The organism is Nitrosospira multiformis (assembly GCF_003050865.1).
Taxonomy (GTDB): Bacteria; Pseudomonadota; Gammaproteobacteria; order Burkholderiales; family Nitrosomonadaceae; genus Nitrosospira; species Nitrosospira multiformis_E.
Genome location: NZ_QAOK01000012.1, coordinates 24,787 through 41,668, shown reverse-complemented (window position 1 = coordinate 41,668; position 16,882 = coordinate 24,787). Strand labels below are relative to the sequence as shown.

16 protein-coding genes, 1 other RNA gene and 2 riboswitches are annotated in these 16,882 nt (G+C 54.9%); of the genes, 7 read left to right on the top strand and 10 right to left on the bottom strand.

Annotated features, from left to right (window positions below):
- Positions 1–82 precede the first annotated feature (82 nt).
- Positions 83–383: RNase P RNA component class A (gene rnpB / locus C8R21_RS07915), an RNA gene on the bottom strand.
- Between the two features lie 101 nt (positions 384–484).
- Here rnpB and C8R21_RS07910 point away from each other — a divergent pair.
- Complete coding sequence (locus C8R21_RS07910) at positions 485–1,015, top strand: LEA type 2 family protein (RefSeq protein WP_258192316.1); 531 nt, start codon at positions 485–487, stop codon at positions 1,013–1,015.
- Positions 1,016–1,021: 6 nt separating this feature from the next.
- Here C8R21_RS07910 and pyrE read toward each other — a convergent pair whose 3' ends face one another.
- A complete protein-coding gene (gene pyrE / locus C8R21_RS07905; protein ID WP_107762214.1) occupies positions 1,022–1,708 on the bottom strand; it encodes an orotate phosphoribosyltransferase in 687 nt (228 codons plus the stop codon).
- Between the two features lie 23 nt (positions 1,709–1,731).
- On the opposite strand from pyrE, the gene C8R21_RS07900 reads away from it, so the two are divergent.
- Positions 1,732–2,511, top strand: a complete 780-nt coding sequence (locus C8R21_RS07900) for an exodeoxyribonuclease III (RefSeq protein WP_107762213.1) — start codon at positions 1,732–1,734, stop codon at positions 2,509–2,511.
- 68 nt (positions 2,512–2,579) lie between these two features.
- Positions 2,580–3,959, top strand: a complete 1,380-nt coding sequence (locus C8R21_RS07895; RefSeq protein ID WP_107762212.1) for an AmpG family muropeptide MFS transporter — start codon at positions 2,580–2,582, stop codon at positions 3,957–3,959.
- A 34-nt stretch (positions 3,960–3,993) separates the two neighbouring features.
- Here the strand turns inward: C8R21_RS07895 and metW are convergent, their stop codons facing one another.
- The 8 genes from metW to C8R21_RS07855 all read right to left on the bottom strand — a co-directional run bounded on the left by metW (position 3,994) and on the right by C8R21_RS07855 (position 12,796).
- Positions 3,994–4,596 carry a methionine biosynthesis protein MetW gene (gene metW, locus C8R21_RS07890; RefSeq protein WP_371265862.1) on the bottom strand — a complete coding sequence of 201 codons (603 nt, stop codon included), beginning with the start codon at positions 4,594–4,596 and terminating at the stop codon, positions 3,994–3,996.
- A gap of 14 nt (positions 4,597–4,610) precedes the next feature.
- Complete coding sequence (gene metX / locus C8R21_RS07885; protein ID WP_107762211.1) at positions 4,611–5,744, bottom strand: homoserine O-succinyltransferase MetX; 1,134 nt, start codon at positions 5,742–5,744, stop codon at positions 4,611–4,613.
- A 192-nt stretch (positions 5,745–5,936) separates the two neighbouring features.
- Complete coding sequence (gene ptsP, locus C8R21_RS07880; protein ID WP_107762210.1) at positions 5,937–7,664, bottom strand: phosphoenolpyruvate--protein phosphotransferase; 1,728 nt, start codon at positions 7,662–7,664, stop codon at positions 5,937–5,939.
- The gene (locus C8R21_RS07875) at positions 7,661–7,930 is read right to left on the bottom strand and encodes an HPr family phosphocarrier protein (RefSeq protein ID WP_107762209.1); all 270 of its coding nucleotides are present in this window, start codon (positions 7,928–7,930) and stop codon (positions 7,661–7,663) included. Before C8R21_RS07875 ends, ptsP begins: the two co-directional genes overlap by 4 nt.
- Positions 7,931–7,933: 3 nt before the next feature.
- A complete protein-coding gene (locus tag C8R21_RS07870; protein ID WP_107762208.1) occupies positions 7,934–8,326 on the bottom strand; it encodes a PTS sugar transporter subunit IIA in 393 nt (130 codons plus the stop codon).
- Between the two features lie 54 nt (positions 8,327–8,380).
- Positions 8,381–9,331 carry a glutathione synthase gene (gene gshB, locus C8R21_RS07865; RefSeq protein ID WP_107762207.1) on the bottom strand — a complete coding sequence of 317 codons (951 nt, stop codon included), beginning with the start codon at positions 9,329–9,331 and terminating at the stop codon, positions 8,381–8,383.
- 264 nt (positions 9,332–9,595) lie between these two features.
- Positions 9,596–10,891: a glutamate--cysteine ligase gene (gshA, locus tag C8R21_RS07860; protein ID WP_107762206.1), complete on the bottom strand. Its 1,296-nt coding sequence runs from the start codon at positions 10,889–10,891 to the stop codon at positions 9,596–9,598.
- A 114-nt stretch (positions 10,892–11,005) separates the two neighbouring features.
- Positions 11,006–12,796 (bottom strand): AAA family ATPase, encoded by a 1,791-nt coding sequence (locus C8R21_RS07855; protein WP_107762205.1) that lies wholly within the window; start codon positions 12,794–12,796, stop codon positions 11,006–11,008.
- Between the two features lie 305 nt (positions 12,797–13,101).
- A riboswitch (glycine riboswitch) is annotated at positions 13,102–13,188 on the top strand.
- 21 nt (positions 13,189–13,209) lie between these two features.
- Positions 13,210–13,317: riboswitch (glycine riboswitch) on the top strand.
- 42 nt (positions 13,318–13,359) lie between these two features.
- Here C8R21_RS07855 and gcvT point away from each other — a divergent pair.
- From gcvT to tpx, 4 genes are all read left to right on the top strand, one after another.
- On the top strand, positions 13,360–14,442 hold the full coding sequence (gcvT, locus tag C8R21_RS07850; RefSeq protein WP_107762254.1) for a glycine cleavage system aminomethyltransferase GcvT: 1,083 nt from the start codon (positions 13,360–13,362) through the stop codon (positions 14,440–14,442).
- A gap of 41 nt (positions 14,443–14,483) precedes the next feature.
- Positions 14,484–14,873 (top strand): glycine cleavage system protein GcvH, encoded by a 390-nt coding sequence (gcvH, locus tag C8R21_RS07845; RefSeq protein ID WP_074973774.1) that lies wholly within the window; start codon positions 14,484–14,486, stop codon positions 14,871–14,873.
- Positions 14,874–14,965: 92 nt separating this feature from the next.
- Positions 14,966–16,324 carry an aminomethyl-transferring glycine dehydrogenase subunit GcvPA gene (gene gcvPA, locus C8R21_RS07840; protein ID WP_107762204.1) on the top strand — a complete coding sequence of 453 codons (1,359 nt, stop codon included), beginning with the start codon at positions 14,966–14,968 and terminating at the stop codon, positions 16,322–16,324.
- Positions 16,325–16,379: 55 nt separating this feature from the next.
- On the top strand, positions 16,380–16,877 hold the full coding sequence (gene tpx / locus C8R21_RS07835; protein WP_107762203.1) for a thiol peroxidase: 498 nt from the start codon (positions 16,380–16,382) through the stop codon (positions 16,875–16,877).
- Positions 16,878–16,882: the final 5 nt, after the last annotated feature.

Sequence of the window (16,882 nt, the reverse complement as noted above, 5' to 3'; positions counted from 1 at the left end):
GCGCTTTATCCTGTTCCGAGAGTGCGGACGGCTGCGATCGGCATGGCGTCGCTTTCACCTTTATGGAATCATAATTCAGAAGAGAAGAAGCTGGCCGATAAGCCGGGTTCTGTCAAGGACAGTCATTCCTCTAGGCGTGCAGTCACCCGCACGCTCAAGCAACCTACCCGCAGGCTCAGCGAGCAGCATCATCGCCTGCCTATTTGGTCTTGCTCCGGATGGAGGTTACCGCGTTTCACCGTAACTTAATACGCTCGTCTCTGTGGCCCTGTTCCTCGCCTTACGGCGGCCGGCCGTTAACCGGCATCCTGCTCTGCGGAGCCCGGACTTTCCTCTCCCTGCCCTCGTCATCGAGGACAGGCAGCGACTGCCTGGCCAGCTTCGGCCCAATGATAGCCTAAAGCCCGGCTGCACCGCAAACCTCCGCACTCCCCTACCACCAATGACCACGCTCAACAAAACAGAATAAAAATGGATGCAGGCAGTGAACTCGCAAAATGAAATATTCGGGTATGATCTCCCCGTTGCCACCGGTGAAATCATGAGACGAAGCGTACTGGTCATATCCGCCCTGATTTTTTTCCTTTCCGCGTGTGCGGCTCTCAGGCCGCAGGAGCCGTTGCGAATTTCCGTTGCCGGGCTTGAGCCGCTTGAAGGAAAAGGCATGGAGGCCCGTTTTGCAGTCAGCCTGAGAATCCAGAACCATGGCCCGATTCCGCTGGACTATGATGGCGTTGCGCTCGACCTGGACCTGCGTGGAATGAGCTTTGCCAGCGGAGTGAGCGATCAGCAAGGCACGATTCCCCGCTTTGGCGAAACGGTCATCATTGTTCCGGTAACGGTTCCTGCCAGCGCAATCATCCGGCATGTATTCCGCCTGACCACGGGGGATCATGGAAGGACCGACTACGAACTGCGTGGTCAGCTGGGTGCCCCAGGCTTTGCCATTGGGCGCTATTTTGATGCAAAGGGTGAAATCACACTCCCCAACCTGCCGGCGGAGGAGGCCCGGTAAAACACTTCAGCCAACGCGATGAATGCCGCCGCCGCGTTCAATCGGTTCTATCATTCTGGCCGAATACCGGGTGCGATATTCTTCCACTGCCAGGAGGTGATTTGCCAGATCCTGACTCTGGCGCAGGTAATCGACGATGCTTTCCAGGTTGACGATGCTCATGACAGGAATTCCATACATGCGGCGCACTTCCTGCACGGCGGAAAGCTCGCCCTTACCCCGCTCCATGCGGTCCAGGGCGATGGCCACCCCCGCGGGAGTGGCACCTGCAGCATGAATATACTCGACCGATTCCCGCACCGACGTGCCGGCGGAAATCACATCATCCACAATCAGCACGCGCCCGGCAAGAGGCGCGCCCACGAGATTCCCTCCTTCTCCATGGTCTTTCGCCTCTTTGCGGTTGAAACAGAAAGGGTAGTTGTTGCCCTCGGCAGCCAGGGCAATGGCAATGGAACTTACGAGCGGAATACCTTTGTAGGCGGGACCGAAAAGCATGTCAAACGGAAGCTGGGCAGCAAGAATGGCTTTGGCGTAAAATTGCCCCAGCTTTCCGAGAGATTCCCCATCGTTGAACAGTCCCGCATTAAAAAAGTAGGGTGAAAGACGTCCTGCTTTGGTCTGGAATTCGCCAAAGCACAGGACATTCCGGCTGATGGCGAACTCGATGAACTCCTTTCGGAAATCGGGCATGATAATGGCTTCGGGAAATTGACGTGCGAATTATAACGCTTAACCTCAACGGAATACGCTCCGCTGCCAGCAAGGGTTTTTTCCGCTGGCTGCCTTTGCAGGATGCAGATATCGTCTGTGTACAGGAACTCAAGGCTCAGGTGAGCGATATTACCGGGGAAGTGCTCTCCCCTGATGACTACCACGGCCACTTCCACTGCGCTGAAAAAAGAGGATACAGTGGAGTAGGCATTTACACACGGCATGAGCCGGACAACGTGACCGAGGGCGTCGGCATGCCGGAGATCGATGCGGAGGGACGTTACCTGCGCCTCGATTTCGGGCAACTGAGCGTCATATCGATCTATTTTCCATCCGGTTCCGCGGGTGAACATCGGCAGGCCGTCAAATATTTCTTCATGGAGCAATTTTTTCCCATGCTTAAGAAATTGGCAGCATGCGGCAGCGAGATTATTTTGTGCGGAGACTGGAACATCGCCCACAAGGAAATCGATCTCAGAAACTGGCGTTCCAACCAGAAGAATTCCGGCTTCCTGCCGCAGGAGCGCGCCTGGCTTACCGATGTATTTCAGGAGCTTGGATTCGTAGATGTCTTCCGCCAGATAAATCCGGACCCGGACCAGTATACCTGGTGGTCCAATCGCGGGCAGGCCTGGGCGAAGAACGTCGGCTGGCGCATCGATTATCAGATCGCCACCCCCGGTATCGCAGCCAAGGCCAAGGCGGTTTCGATTTACAAGACCGAGCGTTTTTCTGATCATTCCCCACTTATCATTGACTACGATTACAGCTTATCCGCCTGATCCGGTAATTTGCCGCGAACCGCCGATAATGTCCGGAAATGGCCCGCCAGAATGACTGATCCAGAATAATGCCAGCTATCCTTTCGAGTTGGCTGCACGCTTTTCGCATTTATACCCATCCAAGAGTGCTGGGCATGCTGTCTCTTGGCTTCTCGGCGGGATTGCCCCTGCTCCTGGTGATGGGCACACTTTCCTTCTGGCTGCGGGAAGCGGGAATCGACCGTTCCACCATAGGCCACCTGAGCTGGATCGGCCTGGCTTACGGGTTCAAATGGATGTGGTCTCCCCTGGTGGATCGCCTGCCTCTGCCATTATTGACACGATGGCTGGGCCGGCGCCGCTCATGGCTTTTACTGTCACAAATCGTTATCGCGCTTGCCCTCGTCGGCATCGCGTTTACCGATCCACTCCAGAATCTTTCGCATACAGTCTTTTTTGCCCTGGCAGCGGCCTTCGCTTCCGCAACCCAGGACATCGCTCTGGATGCATACCGGATCGAGGCGGTCGCGCCCAGGCTCCAGGGGGCGATGGCCGCCACCTATCAGGCAGGATATCGTCTGGCGATGATTCTGGCTTCCGCAGGTGCGCTGTGGATAGCCGCCGCCGCAGGCTCATCAGCAGATATCTACGACTACGTGACCTGGCGTATCGCTTACCTGAGCATGGCTGCCTGCATGTCTGTAGGGATCATTACTACGCTCATCATCCGCGAACCGGAGGTTCCTCTCACCCGCCTGATTTCAGAAAATGAGGATCGCGCGAGGGCCGCCATTGCACATTGGCCAATCAGCACGACGCTCAAGCAGATGCTGGCGTGGCTGTATGGAGCCGTAATCGCCCCTTTCCGCGACTTCATTGTCCGTTATGGTGGACAAGCCTTGCTGATTCTCGCCCTGATCGCGGTCTACCGCATTTCCGACGTAGTAATGGGTGTCATGAGCAATCCTTTCTACGTCGACATGGGTTATACGAAAGATGAAGTGGCAACGGTTTCCAAGGTCTATGGCGTCCTCATGACGATCGCAGGCGCAGCGCTGGGGGGCATTCTGACAGCCAAAATCGGCATTATGCGCACGCTGTTTCTGGGAGCGGTTTTGTCCGCGGTAACCAACCTGCTGTTTGTCTGGCTGGCAGGACGCGGGCATGACTTGACGGGCCTGATCTTCACGGTATCGGCGGACAATCTCTCAGCCGGGATAGCGTCCTCCGCTTTTATCGCTTATCTTTCCGGCCTGACCAATTCCGCCTATTCCGCTACTCAATATGCGCTATTCAGTTCAGTAATGCTGTTGTTACCGAAATTTATCGCCGGATTCAGCGGAGACTTCGTGGATGCGTACGGTTATGCCAGCTTCTTTACCGGCACGGCGCTGCTCGGCCTCCCGGTGCTGGTTCTGGTCTGGCTGGCTGGCCGTGCAAGATTCGAGCGCGCAGAACCAGAAGATTGAGGCTTTTCCGGGGAAACAGCTCTCGCAAAAATAGCTATTTCTGCTGCTCAAACCGGTAAAAGGCTAGCATTCCCAGCAAATTGGGCATGAACGTGATCTGGTAATTTCCACTCATTACCCTGCGTTCGAGAATACGTGCCCCGTGCTGGCCGCAGAATTCCTCGAAATCGCCCAGAGTGCAGTTATGAATATTGGGAGTATCGAACCATTGGTAAGGCAGGGCTTCGGAAACCGGCATATGGCCGGAAAGCACCTGCAAACGGTTCTTCCAGTAACCGAAATTGGGAAATGACACGATGCCTTCCTTGCTTACACGAAGCATTTCCTTGATGATATTCTCGGTATTTTTTACAGCCTGCAGGGTTTGCGAGAGCACCACGTAATCAAACGATCCCGATTCAAAACTCTGCAAACCGGACTCCAGGTCGCTCTGGATCACATTCACACCATTATTGAAACAGGCCAGGACGTTGACATCATCAATTTCCACCCCGTAGCCACGCGACCCCCGGGAATCCCGCAAAAAACGTATAAGCGAACCGTCGCCGCAACCCAGATCGAGCACCTTGGACCCCGGTTTGACCCATGCTGCAATCAGGGCAAAATCGGGCCGGGCAACCTTAAACGATGAATTCATGCCAGGGGATTTCGTCATACGACAATGTTATCCATGTAAGCCCGCACCAACCTGTGATAATGGCGATCCTCCATGAGGAACGAGTCGTGGCCGTGGCTGGATGTAATTTCGGCATAACTGACGTTCAGTTCGTTGTCCAGCAGTGCCCTTACGATGGCGCGCGAACGCTCCGGGGAAAAACGCCAGTCGGTAGTAAAGGACAGTACCAGGAAATTCGCCTTGGCGAATCGGAACGCGGCGCTCAGGTCGTTGTTGTGCGGGAAGGCCGGGTCAAAATAGTCCAATGCCTTCGTCATCAGCAGATAGGTATTTGCATCGAACTGGCTGGCGAATTTATCTCCCTGATAACGAAGATACGATTCGATTTCGAACTCCACCTCGTAGCCGAAGGCAAGTGCCCCGTTCCGCAGTTCCCGGCCGAATTTGGCGGCCATCGAGTCGTCCGAAAGGTAGGTGATATGTCCCAGCATTCGCGCCAGACGTAATCCTCTCCGCGGAATGACGCCGTGTGAATAATAGTCGCCGCCGTGAAAATCAGGATCGGTAATGATAGCCTGGCGGGCCACGTCATTGAATGCGATGTTCTGCGCAGTCAATTTTGCAGCCGCGGCGATGACCAGCGCGTGGCGCACCCTCTCGGGAAAATCAAGTGTCCACTGCAAAGCCTGCATTCCGCCAAGACTGCCGCCGGCCACAGCGGCAAACTGGTCGATGCCCAGATAATCCGCAAGGCGGACCTGTGTCTGTATCCAGTCTTCCACTGTCACAACCGGAAAATTCGGGCCGTAACACTTTCCGCCCCTGGCATCGATACTCGCCGGACCGGTGGATCCATGACAACCGCCCAGATTGTTTACCCCGATTACGAAAAATTTCTGGGTATCGATCGATTTGCCCGGCCCGATCATATTGTTCCACCAGCCGGCACTCTTGGGGTTATCGTCGTAAAGACCTGCCAGATGATGGTTCCCGGATAGGGCGTGACATACCAGTACGGCATTCGACCGCGCCGCGTTGAGCTCCCCGTATGTTTCGTACACCAGCTCGTAGCTGTCGAGCACCGCACCGCTCTTCAAATGCAAAGGCGTGTCAAAACGCACCACCTGCGGAGTAACAGTACTGAATGAATTCGAATCTTGCATGAGCATGAAAAAGGTCAGGAGGCTGATGTCACGATTGGTTCCTTCCCGAGCCCGGTCTCCAGAAAATTAAAACCGGCTTTGTGCAGGAATTCCCATTCTGCCAAATAATTGCATCGCCTGATTGTAACCGGCAATTATAGTCGTACACGCTGCTCATATGCATTGGCATTCTGTGAAATGGCGCAGGGAACCGATCGTTCAACCGTTGAGCTTCGCCAGCAGTACGTGAATTTTCTCCGGATCAGCGGTTTTCAGTATTTTTTGCGTGATCGGAATGAGGTCGGGCAGATTTGCGCGCAAGACTTCACGTTTTACGGTCAGCAGTTGGGCGGGGTGCATGGAAAATACCCGTAAGCCGAAACCGAGCAGCAGACGGGTAAATACCACATCCCCTGCGATCTCGCCGCACACGGACACGGGTATGCCCACCCGGTTGGCACTGCGTATGACATGCGCTACCAACCGCAGCACTGCAGGATGCAGCGAGTCATAGAGATGCGCAACACTGTCATCGGCGCGATCTATCGCCAGCGTATACTGAATGAGATCATTGGTGCCGATTGACAGGAAATCGAGCTTGCGCATGAAAATGTCAAGACTCAGCGCAGCGGCTGGAATTTCTATCATTCCTCCCACCTGCACTTTTTCGTCAAAAGGAATTTTTTCATTGCGCAGGCTTTGTTTGGCACTCTCGATCAAATGCAGCGTCTGCGTTATTTCAGCCACGTTGGAAAGCATCGGCACCAGAATCCGGATCTGCCCATAGCGCGAGGCGCGTAGAATAGCGCGCAGCTGGATATTGAACATCTGGGGTTCGGCTAGGCTCAGCCGGATGGCGCGCAGTCCCAGAGCGGGATTTGCGGCTACCCGTTTGGCATGATCCAGGTTCTTGTCCGCGCCAAGATCGAACGTGCGCACCGTTACCGGCATTCCCCGCATTTTTCGCGCCACGGTTCGATAAGCTTCGAATTGCTCTTCCTCGTCGGGCAAGCTATCCCGATTGAGGAACAGGAATTCGCTCCGAAACAGGCCGACGCCGGTCGCTCCATTTTCTTTTACCTGATCGACGTCCTGCGGCAACTCGATATTTGCATACAACTCCACTACCGTACCATCCAGCGTCGCCGCTATCGTCGTCCTCAAGCGTTTGAGCTTCTGTTTTTCCAGTTCCAGTTCGCTCTGGCGCAGTCGATATTCCGCAAGCACATGCTCGTCCGGATCCACGATGACCACACCCTGTTTGCCATCCACGATCAGAACGTCATTTTCCCGGATAATTCGGCGGGCATGGTGAAGCGCGACGACAGAGGGGATGTTCAGGCTGCGGGCGACAATGGCCGTATGCGAAGTCAGGCCGCCAAGATCCGTCAGGAATGCAGTAAACGAATGCTGTTTGTATTGAAGCACATCGGCCGGACTCAAGTCGTGCGCTACCAGGACACTGTTGCCATCCAGCTTTTGCGAAGGGGGGATATATCCGGGATGCCCCAGCAATACCTTGAGAACGCGCTCCACCACCTGGATGACGTCCGTTTTACGTTCGCGCAGATAGGGATCTTCTATTTCCTCGAACTGCGCCATCAATACCCCCATCTGCTGGGTAATGGCCCATTCGGCATTGCACTGATTCTGAGCAATGGACGCTTTTGCCGCAGTCGAGAGCGTGGGATCATCCAGAATCATCCGGTGCAGATCGAGGAACGCTTCATATTCGGCGGACGCAGGTCCGCTGACGATCGTGTCGTGCAATGCCTGAAGCTCTTCGCGAACGGTTGTGAAAGCGGTGTCTAGCCGGGAGATTTCATGGGTGACCTGATCCTCGGGCACGACGTGATGGGCGACCTCGAGCGCGGCATGAGACGCAAGATGAGCATGGCCTATGGCGATACCTTCCGAAACGCCCACGCCATGCAGTACAAAGCTCATTCGCTTTCTCCGAAGCGATCCTCGATCAGTTGTATCAAGGCCTGCATTGCCTCCATCTCGTCCTCACCCGTGGTTTCGATGACCAGGGTCGCACCCTGGTTCGCCGCCAGCATCATGACGCCCATGATACTTTTTGCGTTGACTTTGCGATCGTTTCGGGTCAACCATACGTCGCTCCGGTATCGACTGGCCAACTGGGTGAATTTGGCGGAGGCACGAGCGTGCATCCCCAGTTTGTTCAGGATCTTGATCTCTTTATATTGCATTTATCAACCTGGGCTTATACGAAAAACGCCGTCCCGTCCGCCTGCCAGCGCCTTCTCCGCCACCGATTCCAACGGCTCGGCGCGATAAGTAAGCGCCCGCACCAGCATGGGCAGATTCACTCCCGCAAGGCATATCACCCGTTCTCTGGAAACAGCGAGCCGGGTGGCTATATTGCACGGGGTTGCGCCGCAGATGTCGCTCAATACCAGCGCACCCTCGCCGCTATCCAGCTCTCTTACCGATTCCACTGCTTTTGAAAGGATAACGTCAGGATCATCCTGAGGGTGAATGGCAATGTGTGCCAGATCCGGCAATTTCTTTCCCATCACGTGGTTGGCGCTCTCGACGAGGCTTTCGCCCAGATTGCCGTGAGAAATAATCAAAATCCCGATCATGGTATTGTCAGCACCCAGACAACAAAGAAGGCAACAAGAAGGCAATGGAATGGATCAACGCGGCATCTTTTCAAGGGCATCCACCATCATTCCCGCCACATTGAAGCCGGTCTGGTCTGAAATTTCCCTCATACCAGTAGGACTGGTGACATTAATCTCGGTAAGATAATCCCCGATGACATCCAGTCCCACCAGCATCAAACCTTCATTGAACAATGTGGGACCGAGTGCTTCGGCAATTTCACGATCCCGCGGGCTGAGTGACTGAGCGATGCCGGTAGCACCCACATTCAGATTACCCCGGAATTCTCCGGGCCGCGGGATGCGGGCAAGTGTATAAGGGACTGGCTCCCCCGCGATCAACAGGATGCGCTTGTCCCCCTCGGTGATTTCGTGGATATACCGTTGAGCCATGATGGTCTTTGTGCCATAGTGCGTCAATGTTTCTATTATCACCCCGATATTGTGGTCCCCCTGGTGAACGCGAAACACGCTTGCTCCGCCCATGCCGTCAAGCGGCTTGAGAATGATGTCGTCGTGCTCTGCAAGAAAATGACGAAGCAGGCTTTCGCTTCGCGTCACCAGCGTTTCCACGGCATATTCGGGAAACTTCGCCACCGCGAGCTTCTCGTTATGGTCCCGGATTGCGCTCGCGCTGTTGATGACACGGGCACCGCGCGTTTCAGCCAGTTCCAGCAAGTAAGTGCTGTAGATATACTCCATATCAAACGGCGGATCTTTGCGCATCAGTACGGCATCGAATTCCTGTAGTGGCATTTCTTCCGGCTCGTCCACCCGGTACCACAGCCGTCCCTGAGGATCCTCGCCGGTCAATTCGAGTGTGCGCGCGAAACCGACCGTATCCCCTCGCTGCCAGGCCAGGTCTCCCTGTTGCATAGAGAATAACGTGTGACCCCTTGCTGCCGCCTCGCGCATGATGGCAACGCTCGAATCCTTGCGCGTTTTGATTGAATCGAGGTGATCAAGAACAAAGGCAAGTCTCATGAGTTATCAGGGGGATTATATGGAGAATGGAATGAAGATGAGGCATCAGAGGTGGGAGAGTGAACAAAACGCGCGTTATCAATCCAAAATGTGCGGGAGGCTGTTATCAGCATAGCATCTGGGGCAGATTGCTTGCCTCTTTCATCAAGCCGTGTGGTTTTTAACGGGCTCACCCCTGCAGATGAGCCGCTGTCCATTTTCGGGATTCGTTTTAAGGGAAACTTCCCAAGGAAAATCCGGAGAGAATAAATGGATGAAGCTGCACTAAGCCACGATGGCTTCGGTTCTCACCTCACTTTTTTCCAGTTCTTGTGCAGCAGCCAGCAAGGCCAGCCGGGCTATGACGCCATAAGCATAAAACCGGTTGGCGCTGCAACCCGGCTGCGCTTCCCGGTCCGGCAGAAGGCAGGTATCTTCGAATGCCAGCGGTACAAAGTGCATACCGGGAGCATTGAGGTTCTCGTCGACGCCCCGCTCGGTATGCACCCGATAGAAACCACCGACGACATAGCGGTCGATCATATAGATGACGGGCTCCGCTACGGCGTCGCTGACATTCTCAAACGTATAAACCCCTTCCTGCACCATGATGTCGGTCACCTGCAATCCTTCTTTTACGACCGCCATCTTGTTGCGCTGTTTCCGGCTGAGCGTGCGCACTTCTGCGCCATCTTTTACGGTCATTATCCCCATTCCGTATGTACCGGCATTGGCCTTCACAATCACGAAGGGATCTTTTCTGACTCCATACTCGGCATATTTCTCCCGGATCTGGCCCAGGATCTCATCCACTGTATTGGCCACGCAGTCTTCACCCTTTTTTTCGCGAAAGTTGATTTTTCCGCAGGAAGCGAAATAAGGATTGATAAGCCACGGGTCAATACCGATCAGGCTCGCAAACTGCTGCGAGACATTATCATAGGCGGTGAAGTGATGTGATTTCCGCCGGCTGGTCCATCCCGCATACAGGGGAGGAATGACCGTCTGCTCAAGATTCCGCAGGATAGCCGGTGTGCCGGTGGAAAGGTCGTTGTTGAGAAGCACGACGCAGGGATCGAAATCTTCCAGAACGACCCGATTGCCCTTCCGCTGGATCGGTTCGAGCGTGAGTTTGTTTCCATCTGGGAGATCGAGCGCAGTGGGTGCGGTGATCTCAGGAAGCAGCGTACCGATACGGACGTGAATGCCGGCGTGCCGCATGATTGCGTGCAAGGTCGCCAGATTTTGCAAATAAAAAATATTGCGCGTGTGACTTTCTGGAATCAGCAGCACGCTGCGTGCGCCAGTACAGATTTTATCGATGGCCGCCATCATCGCCTGGACGCATAAAGGCATGAATTCGCGGTTGAGATTATTGAAGCCTCCGGGGAACAGGTTGGTATCGACGGGCGCCAGCTTGAACCCGCTATTGCGCAAATCCACGGAGCAGTAAAAAGGCGCCGCATGCGTCTGCCATTCATTGCGCAACCATTGCTCGATCGAAGGCATGGCATTGAGGATGCATTTTTCAAGATCAAGAATGGGACCGCTCAGGGCAGTATCAAGATGGGGCGTAGGCATGAAGAAAGCGGGTATCAACAGGAAACGGCGATTGTAACATCAGGAAAGCAGGGAATAAGCCGCTCCTCCCACAAAGCTGCGGCGTCTGGACAATGGGGCAATGTTTGGCGCAAATTATTTCAGTTCACCCAGGGTACGCAACTCCGGATCGAAAGCGGTCTGGTATTTCTCGGGAAGTCCAGCCACCGCCATGCTCGCTTCGTACTCGTCCGGATATAGGCCGTAGGTGACGACAAACCTGGTCTTGTCCCTGGGGAAGGGATAAACATAAATATTCGACAAATCGACGAGCGCGCGGGCTCGCCCCAGAAACCGTTCCATGCGATCGGGCTGAGCATTGCTGGTGATGTATAGGAGGATGGTGTACAGATTCCGATCTGCCTTGGAGAAAGCTCCAAGGGTCGCCTCAACCCGTTGTTTCAGCAACTTGTACTCCGCCAGATCGACTCCTGCAATAGTGTTTGCTGCATCTCCGGGGGGCTGGCCTTCGGCAGAAAGCCCGCTTCGTGCAGCCGTGTCTGTCGCCGCTGCCTTTCCGCTTCCGGAGGGTGTTTTATCAGTTCCGATCTTGGCGGCAGTTTCCTTATTTGCCTTGTCCGCAGCAGTCTTATCCGTAGCGGTCTTGGCGGTGGTGTTGCTGGCAGGTGGCATCTTTCCCCCGGCCTCCTTGTTGCTCCCGCCGGGGGGAAGCGGAGTGACGGCGGAAATGGAAGAGGAAGATGGAGCATTCGCGAGAACGCTTGGGGGAGTGGTCGCGATCGTTGTGGGATAAATCGTGGCAGCGGGAGCAGACAATGTCCCCGGCGCCGCCGCTTCAAGCGGCAAGGAAGCAGAGGCATTGCCGATGCGTGCCAGTTGAGGGTGCGAGACCTGCCAACCCGCGACACCCAGCACTATTACGACTGCCGCACAGGATGCGGCGCCCGCGCCGGCTATCAGATGTCCCACGAAATCGGGGCGATTGCGCTTGTCCCTCCAATCGAGATGCGGTTTGAGCCCGAGATCCGTTATCACTTTTCTGACATGAACCGCCTCCACGCTCGAAGCTTGCGCAAGAAACGCTGCTATCAGCGACTTCTCGGCGATCATATTCAGCTGGCGCAACAGTCCACCGGCGGCAACGTCGATCAATCGCAGCGCAGCAGGTGAAAAAATGTCTGGCCCTTCATAGCCCGTGATCGTCCTCATCCGATAGAGCAGATATTCACTCGCGGCTTCGCAATCCAGTAGCTGCAAAACATATCGATGGCGAACCGTTTTTCTGATCTGGGTAAACTGCTGTGAAGCCAGTGTGCGCTCCAATTCCGGCTCACCCACCAGAACGATCTGCAGCAATTTATGGTGGGACGATGCCTGCTCGTATAGCAGCCACAGTGCTTCCAGCGTTTCTGTTGGCAGAGTATGCGCCTCATCTATCAGCAACACGACTTGTCTGTCGCCAGCCTGCACGGCGGCGAGAATTTCCTGAAACTCATCGGCATCAGCGGGCGCTGGTGGAAGGACCAGGCCTTCTTTCTCCGATTGAAACTTCAATTCGTCCATTATGGAATTCATTAAAGCTTTCTTCGACGAATCTTTCTTTGCAGAATAAATAACCCGCGTGCTATCAGACAGCCATTTCATCAACGCCTGGCATAGTACCGTTTTCCCGCTACCCGATTCGCCTGTGAGAGCAATCATGCCCTCTTCACCTTCGCCGTGCGTCAATACATAGATAAGGGCATCCAGAGTTGCGCCTCGCCCTCCTCCTTCATAGAAACAGTCACCATCAGTGCCTGACGATTGAGAAAATGGCTGCCTGGATAAACCGAAATGATCAAGATACATGGGTGCCTCGTTGTCCGATCCGCCTGGAGGATGTGTTTCGTAATTGATCCGGTCAGAAAATACTATGAATCCCGTCATTCCGGGCCAAACCAATAATGGCGTGCTTTGAACGTTACTGGATACCTGCTTCCGCCGGCATGACGTTTGTACTTACTGTTTGCCCGCTGACTCAATGGGTCGCTTGCTGCTGTCAGGAACTCTAATCAAGGATTCTGAATAAGATACACTATGGAGCATAAAATTCCTTGATGAACCAGATACCCCATCTATACAAACCTGAACGAAACCATCCGGGAGCTTAGCTTCTAAAGGAGTTCCAAAGGCGCTTTAAACCTTGTATTGATCCCGCGTGCTAGGGTATAGTTCGAATTTCGCCATTTATATATATCCAAGCGGAAGAGCGCGAACTAATCGTCGCCGCCGAAGGCGCAACCCCCCGGAATCGCTCAGGCGCAGATCATGTCGATCTTGATCCCTGATAACCGCTTGCGAAAAGGCAATCTGGAGAGTGCCGGCATTGGGCTGGCCACCGAAGGGGCAGACGGAGCAGGGGAAACCCTGTCCGTAATCTCTCAGGTAAAAAGGACAGAGGGGTGAGGTCATCAGGCGTGACCTCACCTTTTTTTTTGGGACATCGATCTGTGAAAACAACTCCTCTAAATCAAACCCACCGCGATATGAACGCCAAGATGGTGGATTTTGGCGGCTGGGACATGCCCCTGCATTACGGTTCGCAGCTTGATGAGCACCACAAGGTGCGCAGCGATGTGGGAATGTTCGATGTGTCCCATATGCTCGCCGTCGACATCGAAGGGGGGGACGCACGCGCATTCCTGCGGCAACTGGTCGCCAACAATATAGACAAACTGACGCAGCCAGGCAAGGCGCTTTACTCCTGCATGCTCAACCCCGATGGCGGAGTAATAGATGATCTTATTATCTATTTTCTGACGGAATCGCATTTCCGGATGGTGGTCAATGCAGGAACCGCCGATAAGGATATGGCATGGATGCTTTTGCAACGCGACCGGATAGCCCCCGGTCTCGAAATCACGCCGCGCAGGGATCTGGCGATGATCGCAGTGCAAGGCCCCAATGCCCGCGCCAAGGTGTGGCAGGTACTTCCCGGCTCGCAGACGGATACTGAGAATCTGAAGCTGTTCCAGGCGGCCTTTTTTGACAAGTATTTTATTGCCCGCACAGGCTACACCGGCGAAGATGGTTTTGAGATTACGCTTCCGGCAGTCGACGCCGCGAGTTTCTGGAATAAGCTCCACGCGGCGGGAGTGGCCCCCGCGGGCCTGGGTGCAAGAGATACCTTACGGCTCGAAGCAGGCATGAACCTTTACGGGCAGGATATGGACGAAACCATCAATCCCCTGGAAGCAGGGCTGGGCTGGACGGTGGATTTGAAGAGCGATCGGGACTTCATCGGCAAGCAGGCGCTTCTGGACAAGCCGGCCATCCAGCAGCTGACCGGCCTGGTGTTGCTGGATCGCGGAGTATTGCGCAGCCATCAGAAGGTGGTTACACAAAACGGCGGAGGCGAGGGCGAAATTACCAGCGGAGGCTTTTCGCCCACACTCAATCAGTCGATCGCTCTGGCGCGCCTCCCCCTGGCGGTATCTCCAGGAGACGAAGTTCAGGTCGTCGTTCGGGATAAACAGTTGAAAGCGAAGGTCGTGAAATATCCTTTCGTCCGCAATGGCAAGATTCTCGTTTGATGAAACGGCAAAGCAATATCATTTAATTCTGGAGCAAAAACATGAGTATTCCGAATGATTTGAAATACACGAAATCTCACGAATGGGTGCGTCTCGAAGATGACGGCACGGCAACTATCGGTATTACCCCGCATGCTCAGGAGTTGCTTGGGGACATGGTATTCGTTGAAACTCCCGCAGTCGGTCGCCAACTCAAGCAAGGCGATGAATGTGCCGTAGTTGAATCGGTAAAGGCGGCGGCCGATGTTTACGCGCCGATTACGGGGGAAGTCACTGCCGCCAATCAGGAGCTCGCCTCCGCTCCGGAAAAAATCAACCAGGATGCTTATGCCGCCTGGCTTTTCAGACTGAAGCCGGCAAACACCGCTGACCTGGAAAAATTGCTCGATTCCGCCGGATACCAGAAACTGCTCGAAAGCGAAGATCATTAATCAAATCACTTGAGGGAAATGAAACGGGACTGTTTCTCCCGCCGTCATTTCGCCTGCCTTTTACGCCTCACCGATGATTCACGGAACAAATCATGCCGTTCATTCCACATACTGAAGAAGATATACAAGCCATGCTCGCGAGCATCGGCGCAAACAGCATCGATGAGCTGTTCGATGAGATTCCACCTGCGCTGAAAACCGGCAGCTTGAAGCGGGTGCCGCCCGGTTTGAGCGAAATGGAAATATCGCGTTTGATGCTGGAGCGCGCCGAGCAGGATGGGCGCTACCTGAACTTCATCGGCGCGGGCGCTTATGAGCACCATATTCCTGCGGCTGTCTGGCAGATTGCCACGCGTGGGGAGTTTTACTCCTCTTATACGCCCTATCAGGCGGAGGCCAGCCAGGGCACCCTGCAATTGCTGTATGAGTACCAGACCATGATGGCGTCGCTGACGGGGATGGATGTTTCCAACGCCAGCATGTACGACGGCGCTTCGGCCCTGGCGGAAGCCGCCCTGATGGCCGTGCGTTCGCACCGGACCTCGCGGCGGATTCTGATCCCGCAGACCGTTCACCCGGTCTATCGCAGCGTGGTTCGCGCCATTGTCAAAAACCAGGGAATCGAGGTGGTGGAGATTCCCTACGACAAGCTGTCCGGACAGACTTCCCTGGACGGACTGAAAAACTTCGGCAGCGAAGAATTTGCAGCGCTCGTGATTCCCCAGCCGAACTTTTTCGGCGTGCTCGAAGATGTCGATACCCTCACCCACTGGGCTCAGAGCAGAGATGCTTTTGCCATTGCCGTTGTAAACCCCATGGCGCTGGCAATGCTGACTCCGCCCGGCGAATGGGGGGAGAAAGGGGCAGACATTGCCGTCGGCGAAGGACAGCCATTGGGCATTCCCTTGTCCAGCGGGGGACCGTATTTCGGTTTTATGGCCTGCAAGCAGCCCCTGGTGCGCCAGATGCCGGGCCGCATTATCGGTCGCACGACGGATCAGGAGGGCAGCGATGGCTTCGTGCTTACGCTCCAGGCGCGGGAACAGCACATCCGGCGGTCCAAGGCCACCTCCAATATTTGTACCAATCAGGGACTCATGGTCACGGCGGCTACCATCTATCTGGCCTTGCTGGGTCCGGAAGGCTTGCGCCGGACTGCTGCCCAATCGCATGCAAACACGGCAGCGTTACTGGAAAAACTCGAAAGGCTGAAGGGGGTGAAAAGAATGTTCAACGGCCCTCTGTTCCATGAAGCGGTTATCTCCCTGCCCCGTCCCGCTGCCAGCGTATTGCAGGCGCTCGAGGCCCGGCGGATATTGGGTGGACTCAATCTCAGGGAGTACTATCCGGAACTGGGAGATGCCGTGCTGGTATGCGCAACCGAAACGAAGACGTCTGCGGACATGGAGAATTACGTCACGCAACTGGGCGATGTCATCAGAAATTCATAGCACCCATTTTCCATCGACGTTTAACACCCATCCCATATCATAAAGGAGAAACAGTATGGTCACTCTAGCCGGCAACCCCATCAAAGTTGAAGGAACCTTTCCCAAGGTAGGCGACAAGGCACCCGATTTTTCTCTGGTAAACAGGGATTTGAAAGATGTCACCCTGGCCGATTTTGCGGGCAAGAAAAAAGTGCTCAACATTGTTCCCAGTCTTGATACCCCGGTCTGCGCCATGTCCACGCGCAAGTTCAACGAGCAGGCCAGCAACATGGAAAACACGGTGGTGTTGATCATTGCTGCCGATCTGCCCTTCGCGATGAGCCGCTTTTGCGACATGGAAGGACTCGACAAGGTGGTACCGCTTTCCACGATGCGCGGCTCGGAATTCATGGAAAACTATGGGGTGGCGATTACGGACAGCCCTCTTGCGGGTATCACGGCCCGGGCTGTCGTGGTCCTGGATAAAAACGACAAGGTCATCCATGCGCAGCTCGTGCCGGAAATCAAGGACGAGCCGGATTATGACGCGGCGCTGAAGGCACTGGAATCCTGAGCAGG